Genomic DNA, 511 nt, shown 5'->3' with positions numbered 1-511 from the left:
GATGAGGCAAGCGAGGTTCTTCTTCGGTAAAGTCGTGACCCCGTATTTGAGATGGAAACGGCTGATGTTACCACAGTCGTAGTGCGCCATCGGCCGAGGTACTGGAAGAATGCGTTCGTAGCGGAACTCGGTCTCGTCCGATCGCAGCACCTTGCGAACAACACAACCTTCCGGGGAGATACCAAGCTCCCGGCAGATAGCCTTGATCGACTTTCCCTGCACCGGCGACAGCCGACGCATCTTTGCAATCGTCTCCACCACCAACATCCAAAACACAAATGCCTCCGATCAAACCGGAGGCATCTTGATGACCCCACGTTAAGGGGTCCCGTTTGGACGAAAATCATCCCTCAAACGGGGTCGACGGGTCGACGCGTGCCGCTGAGCGTTTCTTGTAGACCGACGGTCTTGGTGGTCCAAGATAAATGGCAGCTTCCGACCTTTGAAGTCCAGGAGCCGACCGTCTCCTTCCGGCCCAAAAGCGGACGCCAGAGATTCTACTATTGGCCAT

At 55.8% G+C, this 511-nt stretch carries 1 pseudogene; it reads right to left on the bottom strand.

What is annotated here, in order from left to right:
• A pseudogene (locus tag EOA29_RS42540) lies at positions 1–267 on the bottom strand (hypothetical protein); the annotation flags it as partial.
• Positions 268–511: the final 244 nt, after the last annotated feature.

The sequence above is a fragment of the Mesorhizobium sp. M1E.F.Ca.ET.063.01.1.1 genome (genome assembly GCF_003998155.1).
Classification (GTDB): domain Bacteria; phylum Pseudomonadota; class Alphaproteobacteria; order Rhizobiales; family Rhizobiaceae; genus Mesorhizobium.
Note: the sequence above shows the minus strand (reverse complement) of the source record. Positions and strands in the feature narration are given on the sequence as shown.